The organism is Pectobacterium carotovorum, from assembly GCF_900129615.1.
Taxonomy (GTDB): domain Bacteria; phylum Pseudomonadota; class Gammaproteobacteria; order Enterobacterales; family Enterobacteriaceae; genus Pectobacterium; species Pectobacterium carotovorum.
The window spans coordinates 84,984-91,847 of record NZ_FQWI01000014.1; the positions used below are offsets into that span (position 1 = coordinate 84,984).

The 6,864-nt window shown below is 48.4% G+C and carries 6 protein-coding genes, 2 tRNA genes, 1 rRNA gene and 1 pseudogene; 4 read left to right on the plus strand and 6 right to left on the minus strand.

Annotated elements, in window-relative coordinates; genetic code table 11:
- Positions 1–6 precede the first annotated feature (6 nt).
- Complete coding sequence (gene nrdF / locus BUB06_RS20385; protein ID WP_039476397.1) at positions 7–969, plus strand: class 1b ribonucleoside-diphosphate reductase subunit beta; 963 nt, start codon at positions 7–9, stop codon at positions 967–969.
- 110 nt (positions 970–1,079) lie between these two features.
- On the opposite strand, the gene BUB06_RS20390 is transcribed toward nrdF, so the two are convergent.
- Positions 1,080–1,156, minus strand: a tRNA-Asp gene (locus tag BUB06_RS20390).
- A 171-nt stretch (positions 1,157–1,327) separates the two neighbouring features.
- Positions 1,328–2,065, minus strand: a complete 738-nt coding sequence (dnaQ, locus tag BUB06_RS20395) for a DNA polymerase III subunit epsilon (protein WP_010309440.1) — start codon at positions 2,063–2,065, stop codon at positions 1,328–1,330.
- Here dnaQ and rnhA point away from each other — a divergent pair.
- Positions 2,019–2,586 (plus strand): annotated as a pseudogene (gene rnhA, locus BUB06_RS20400) (ribonuclease HI). The gene dnaQ and the pseudogene rnhA overlap by 47 nt on opposite strands.
- Before the next feature lie 19 nt (positions 2,587–2,605).
- On the opposite strand, the gene BUB06_RS20405 reads toward rnhA, so the two are convergent.
- Positions 2,606–3,316 carry a class I SAM-dependent methyltransferase gene (locus BUB06_RS20405; RefSeq protein ID WP_010309446.1) on the minus strand — a complete coding sequence of 237 codons (711 nt, stop codon included), beginning with the start codon at positions 3,314–3,316 and terminating at the stop codon, positions 2,606–2,608.
- Positions 3,317–3,359: 43 nt separating this feature from the next.
- On the opposite strand from BUB06_RS20405, the gene gloB reads away from it, so the two are divergent.
- A complete protein-coding gene (gloB, locus tag BUB06_RS20410) occupies positions 3,360–4,115 on the plus strand; it encodes a hydroxyacylglutathione hydrolase (protein WP_039476398.1) in 756 nt (251 codons plus the stop codon).
- 70 nt (positions 4,116–4,185) lie between these two features.
- A complete protein-coding gene (mltD, locus tag BUB06_RS20415; RefSeq protein ID WP_039476399.1) occupies positions 4,186–5,559 on the plus strand; it encodes a murein transglycosylase D in 1,374 nt (457 codons plus the stop codon).
- Positions 5,560–5,626: 67 nt separating this feature from the next.
- Here the strand turns inward: mltD and BUB06_RS20420 are convergent, their stop codons facing one another.
- The 3 genes from BUB06_RS20420 to rrf all read right to left on the minus strand — a co-directional run.
- Positions 5,627–6,415, minus strand: a complete 789-nt coding sequence (locus tag BUB06_RS20420; RefSeq protein WP_039476401.1) for an endonuclease/exonuclease/phosphatase family protein — start codon at positions 6,413–6,415, stop codon at positions 5,627–5,629.
- A gap of 230 nt (positions 6,416–6,645) precedes the next feature.
- Positions 6,646–6,722 (minus strand) — tRNA-Asp (locus tag BUB06_RS20425).
- Between the two features lie 52 nt (positions 6,723–6,774).
- Positions 6,775–6,864, minus strand: a 5S ribosomal RNA gene (gene rrf / locus BUB06_RS20430); the annotation flags it as partial.

Genomic DNA, 6,864 nt, shown 5'->3' on the forward strand with positions numbered 1-6,864 from the left:
CGAAGCATGACCGCACTCACTCGCGTCCAGGCGATTAACTGGAACAAAATTGAAGACGACAAAGATTTGGAAGTCTGGAACCGGCTGACGTCTAACTTCTGGCTGCCGGAAAAAGTGCCGCTTTCTAACGATATTCCGTCATGGGGTACGCTGAATGCCCGCGAACGTCAGTTGACGATCCGCGTGTTCACTGGCCTAACGCTGTTGGATACCATCCAAAATACGCTGGGCGCGCCGACGCTCATGCCCGATGCGGTGACACCGCATGAAGAAGCCGTGCTGTCTAACATCAGCTTTATGGAAGCGGTGCATGCCCGCTCATACAGCTCTATTTTCTCGACGCTGTGTCTGACTAGCGAAGTTGATGATGCGTATCGCTGGAGCGAAGAGAATACGGCGCTACAGAAGAAGTCCGACATTATTCTGTCGCACTACCGCAGTGACGATCCGCTGATGAAGAAAGTCGCCAGCGTGTTTCTGGAATCATTCCTGTTCTACTCTGGATTCTATCTGCCAATGTACTGGTCAAGCCGCGCCAAACTGACCAACACAGCGGATTTGATCCGACTGATCATCCGCGACGAAGCGGTACACGGCTACTATATTGGCTACAAATTCCAGCGCGGGTTAGCGAAGGCCGATCCCGCTCGTCAGCAGCAGGTGAAAAATTTCGCCTACGATCTGCTACAGGATTTGTATGACAATGAGGTGTTGTATACGCAGGAACTCTATGACGGCGTCGGTTGGACGGAAGACGTGAAGAAATTCCTCCACTACAACGCGAACAAAGCGCTGATGAATCTGGGTTATGAAGCGCTGTTCCCCGCCAGCATGACGGATGTGAATCCCGCGATTCTCTCGGCGCTATCGCCAAACACGGACGAGAACCACGACTTCTTCTCTGGCTCAGGTTCATCTTATGTGATCGGTAAAGCCGTCAACACCGAAGACGAAGACTGGGATTTCTGAAAAAACGGCCACTACGTTCTGGGTGGCCATATTTTTTCTACAGCCCTTTTTCTACAGAGCCAGAAATGAAAAAACCCTGAATCATTGCTGATTCAGGGTCTTCATATAAGTGGCGGAACGGACGGGGCTCGAACCCGCGACCCCCTGCGTGACAGGCAGGTATTCTAACCAACTGAACTACCGCTCCACTCGTGCTCACTGAGCGGGATGAATACTAAGATGATGGCACTATTACGTCAATGCTTTTTATAACTAACCGTTTCTGTTTGCTTATAATTTCATCTTACTGGCTATTCTCTCACCCACGGTGCGATCAACCGATTCTTTTTACTGCGCAAAGGACGATATTACGGCAGTGCTATTCTGCCCGCCACAGGCAACTCCCGCCTTTTTTAGCAATCAGATCCAGACGTTGTTCATGCGCTAACAGCTCTGCCTCATCTGCGTAAAGTACCTTTAGCGCCGACTGGGGGCGGACGATTCTCTGGATGGTTTCAGTATTCTCGCTCTTCTGCTGCGTTTCACCTTCCATAGAAAAAGTCAGAGACGTTTGACCGCCAGTCATCGCCAGATAAACTTCTGCCAGAATCTCGGCATCGAGCAATGCGCCGTGCAGCGTACGCTTGCTGTTATCTATCTGGTAGCGATCGCAGAGCGCATCCAAACTGTTACGCTTACCGGGAAAAATCTTCCGCGCCATCAACAGGCTATCGGTGATCTTACAGAACGTCTCCGTCTTGGGAAGATCTCGGTTCAGCAACCGAAATTCGTAATCCATAAAGCCGATATCAAACGTCGCGTTATGAATAACCAACTCCGCACCACGGATAAAATCGAGAAAATCATCCACGATATCTGCATACGTCGGTTTGTCAGCCAGAAACTCATCGCTAATACCGTGTACGTTATACGCTTCGGGATCCACTAAACGATCGGGTTTGATGTAGACGTGAAAATGACGGCCAGTCAGGCGGCGGTTAATCACTTCGACCGCACCGATCTCGATAATTTTATGCCCCTCGTAGTGAACCCCTAGCTTATTCATACCGGTGGTTTCTGTATCCAGGACGATTTGTCGCGTAATTTCAGTGCTCATCGTTTTCGTTTTATGTCAGACTTGCCGTTTTTACCATAAGGGAGAGTCTACCAGAGATGCGCAAACAGGTAGAAATTTTCACCGACGGATCTTGCCTCGGTAATCCCGGCCCCGGCGGCTATGGCGCCCTGCTGCGCTACAAGCAGCACGAAAAAGCGTTAAGTGCAGGTTATCGTCTTACGACGAATAACAGAATGGAGCTGATGGCTGCAATTGCAGCACTTGAAACACTGACTACCGCGTGCGATGTGGTGCTCTGCACTGACAGCCAATATGTTCGGCAGGGGATAACCAGTTGGATTCATAACTGGAAAAAACGTGGCTGGAAAACCGCCGACAAAAAGCCCGTCAAAAACGTCGATCTCTGGCAAAAACTGGATGCCGCGATTCAACACCACTCCGTGCAATGGGAATGGGTAAAAGGACACGCTGGGCATCCGGAAAACGAGCGCTGCGATGAACTCGCTCGCGCAGCCGCAAGTGCACCAACGCTTGATGACACCGGTTATCAGGCTGAGTAAATCACCGCAGGCCTCCGCCTCATCTCCGATATATCTTTGTTGCGCCCACCGTGCGGCGCACTGATGCTTTGCGCAACCTCGCCCTCATCGGCGTAAACGTCAGCGGAATGGTGCGCTTCCGGGCAATAATCAGCGTCAGGCATCCCAGCATCGGAATATGTTTATTCAACTTCCCTTTGTTTCTTCGCCATGGCGTAACGTGAAAATGGGTCTGATCGATAACCTCATAGTTCAATAGTCCCAGCCAGTCCGTAATACGCATTTGAGTGAACATACGGCTGCAATAAGGGTGTTTTTTATTGAGTCTAGGGATCAGTTTGCCCAGGCCAACCAGACTGATCGGATTAAACGTGCTCAGAATTAGCCAACCGTCATCGATCAAGACACGATCAACCTCCCGCAGAATACGGTGCGGGTCCGATGAATAAGACAGCGTTTGAGCGAGCAAGCAGGCATCGATCGACTTTTCAGAGAACGGTAATTGATGAGCATCTGCTATAACCTGAAGGTTATCGCCGTGTGGAGCAACATTAACCTGATGCGCAATCGCACACTCTGTTACATGGATTTCCGCGCTTAGCGCCCCTACCTTGATAAGATGAAAACCAAAGAGTTTTGGCCACCATGGCAACAAAGCCAGTTCAATCGACTCGCGATAAAATTGCCCGCAGGTGATATCATCCCACGAATCAGGTGCAACAATGGTCTGAGGGGTTCGTGCCAATTTCATCTTCTGTTCTCGTCCTCAGGCTGCTAGAAAAAAGAGGTGATGAATGAATCTTATCAGTATCCCCGCACTTCAGGACAACTACATTTGGCTATTGAGCAATAAAGAAAATCGCTGTGTGATCGTCGATCCTGGTGAAGCGCCCCCGGTGCTTAATGCGCTCGATCAACACGCACTTTTTCCCGAAGCAATCTTGCTCACTCACCATCATAACGACCATGTAGGAGGTGTAGGTGAGCTCCTCAAGCATTACCCTAATCTGCCTGTTTTTGGTCCAAAAGAAACCGCTAAATGCGGCGCAACCTACCTGGTGGAAGAAGGAAATACCGTCTCTTTGTTAAATTCGGAATTTTCTGTAATTGAGGTTCCAGGACACACATCAGGTCATATTGCTTACTACAATGCGCCATTTTTGTTCTGTGGCGACACCCTGTTTTCAGCGGGATGCGGTCGTATATTTGAAGGCACACCGAGACAAATGTATGAATCAATTCAAAAAATAGCGGAACTTCCTGATGATACAGTAGCGTGCTGCGCTCATGAATACACGCTATCAAACTTAAGGTTTTCTAATACGATATTGCCAGAAGATGCCAATATTGAAGCTTACCTCCATGAAATCAGTCAGATACGAGAAAAATCTCAGTCTAGCTTACCTACAACATTAGGGCTGGAGAGAAGAATCAACCTATTTCTCCGCTGTCATGAAATTGATTTAAAAAGGAAATTATCAAAGGAACCTGAAAATATAGAGAATTGGCAAGTTTTTGAGATGCTACGTAGCAAGAAAGACTGCTTCTGAAGGTTTAGGTTGTGCTATTCGTCTAATCAAAGTATCCTTGCTCGTCTTTTAAGCAACTATTGACCAACATATGAAGGCTAAAGCGATGATTATCGCCTCAGTCTTGCTGGCGGGTTGTCAGGTCTCACCACATGACACCTCGCAACCTAAGCAGCATGCACAGAGTTTGTCTTCGGCAAGTCAAAGTGAAGCAGGAAAGTACACAGATGGCCGAGAGGCCTCCGCGCGATGGTTAGATGACGATAGCCTCGCGCAACGAGATCTGTGGAACTTCATTGGCGACGAGCTGAAGATGGAGGTTCCGGAAAACGCCCGGATCCGCGAGCAAAAAATGCGTTATTTGAAAAATAAGAGCTATCTCCACGATGTAACATTACGGGCAGAGCCGTACATGTACTGGATAGTCGAGCAGATTAAGCAACGTAAAATGCCGATGGAACTGGTACTGCTACCCATAGTGGAGAGCGCTTTTGATCCAAGTGCCACATCATCCGCCAATGCCGCTGGGCTATGGCAGATTATCCCTGGCACAGGACGCAACTATGGTTTGAAACAAAACCAGTGGTACGACGGACGTCGCGATGTGATTGCGTCTACGACGGCTGCGCTGGATATGATGCAACGACTCAACACGATGTTTGATGGCGACTGGTTATTGACTGTTGCTGCATACAACAGTGGTGAAGGTCGCGTCATGCAAGCGATGAAAGCGAATAAAGCGAAAGGAAAATCAACCAGCTTCTGGGCACTGGCGTTACCGCGTGAAACGTCGATCTATGTTCCTAAGATGCTGGCTTTGAGCGATATTCTTAAAAACAGTAAGAAGTATGGCGTGAGTCTGCCGCAACCCAATGAAAGCCGCGCATTAGCGAAGGTTGAGCTAGGGCAGCAGATAGAATTGACACAAGCCGCTGAGATGGCTGGTTTGTCGTTGAATAAGCTGAAGAGCTATAACTCGGGCTATAAACGTAATGTTACCGCGCCAAATGGGCCACATTACATTATGGTTCCTAAAGCTCACGTTGAGCAGTTGAAAGATTCGCTGGCTGATGGTGACATCGCGGCGATTCAACCAACACGCTTAGCGCAAACACAGTCAACGCCAGCATCACAGCAGTATAAGGTACGCTCAGGTGATACCTTATCAGCCATTGCGGCACGACTTAATGTCAGCACGAAAGATTTGCAGAGCTGGAACAATCTGCGTAGCGCTGGTGCGCTCAAGGTTGGTCAAACGTTGCAAGTTGCCAAAGCGTCAGGCAATGGCAGCTCTATCACCTATCAAGTTCGGAAGGGTGATTCGCTGGCAAGCATTGCTAAACGCCACGGTGTAAATATTGTTGATGTGATGCGCTGGAATACCGTTATCAACAAGAATGCCAACATCCAGCCAGGCGATCGTCTGACGCTTTATGTTAGCAGCAATATAAAACCTGATTCTTAACGTCATATCAGAATCAATAATGAAAAATAGCCCTCCTACAGATGTAGAGGGCTTTTTTTTATAGTGATTAACTCAGGCTAAATTCGACGAGCAGTGGGTTATGATCTGAGGCCTGAGTCACCAATACAGAAGACTGGTTAACAGTCAGCTCACGGTAAAAGACGAAATCGAGCGGTCTACCAAACGCCTTACGCCGCTGGTCATCAACGAAATGTACCTCCTGCAGCCCCATCCTTGTCGCAAACCGATTAAGTGCATTGATACGTTGCTGGCTCCATGCATTAAAATCTCCAGCCATAATAGCCGGCCCCTGATGATGTACGAGTTGCTCCCCAATCGTAGCCAACTGCTTAGTATAAACCTCAACACCAAAGCTAAAGTTAACCGCATGGATATTGATAACCATCAGTCTTTGGCCATTCTGAAGCGCGTAGACCGTCACCAAAGAGGACTTAGCCAAACGCAACAAGGGTTCCCTTTCACGTAAAGGACAGCAATATACTGGCTGAGCTGCCGATAGAGTCATCACACCAGATGGATGTTGTGGGAGAATAATAGCAGGAACCTGATCGGCAGAAAGGTAGTTAGTGGTTGCAAAACGGATGAGTTCTGGCGTGCTTTGCGCTTCCTGCAACAGGACTAACTGGGTACCTTTGCCAAAATTTTGCAATACGGAAAGCCAATTCATTCGTTGCTGTTTAAAAATGTTCCACACCATTACACGTAAAACATCCCCCTCCAGCAACAATGAGCCTGTAGGTAGCACTTGCCCCGGATAATGCATTTCCCCGGGAGGAAAGATACGTTCAGCTGGTTGGCCGGCAACATACCTCATTGCATAGGTTTTTTTCCGCACGCCTCATCCACTATCAGTTTCAATACACCAAATACCCTATCAAAAAAGAACCCACTTCTGTTATAGAATTTTATCGCAGACTTACAATGTACGCTCGGCGATAGGGTAGGAAAAATGAAATGATCGGCAAAAACAAAAAAGAAGGGAAGGAGACGAATTCATATACAGATTTTAATATTCAGATATGCAAAAAGCCCTAAGCGTTAACTTAGGGCTTTTTGCATAATAAGTGGCGGAACGGACGGGGCTCGAACCCGCGACCCCCTGCGTGACAGGCAGGTATTCTAACCAACTGAACTACCGCTCCACCGAATTTCTCTACAACCACCAGATCGCTCCGGTTTACTGCTTAATTTGATGCCTGGCAGTTCCCTACTCTCACATGGGGAAGCCCCACACTACCATCGGCGCTACGGCGTTTCACTTCTGAGTTCGGCATGGGGTCAGGT

Bases quoted from the DNA above. Each gene is read 5' to 3' on its own strand.
- nrdF (WP_039476397.1), top strand. From the start codon at position 7: ATGACCGCACTCACTCGCGTCCAGGCGATTAACTGGAACAAAATTGAA.
- dnaQ (WP_010309440.1), bottom strand. From the start codon at position 2,065: ATGAGCACTGAAATTACGCGACAAATCGTCCTGGATACAGAAACCACC.
- BUB06_RS20405 (WP_010309446.1), bottom strand. From the start codon at position 3,316: ATGAAATTGGCACGAACCCCTCAGACCATTGTTGCACCTGATTCGTGG.
- gloB (WP_039476398.1), top strand. From the start codon at position 3,360: ATGAATCTTATCAGTATCCCCGCACTTCAGGACAACTACATTTGGCTA.
- mltD (WP_039476399.1), top strand. From the start codon at position 4,186: ATGAAGGCTAAAGCGATGATTATCGCCTCAGTCTTGCTGGCGGGTTGT.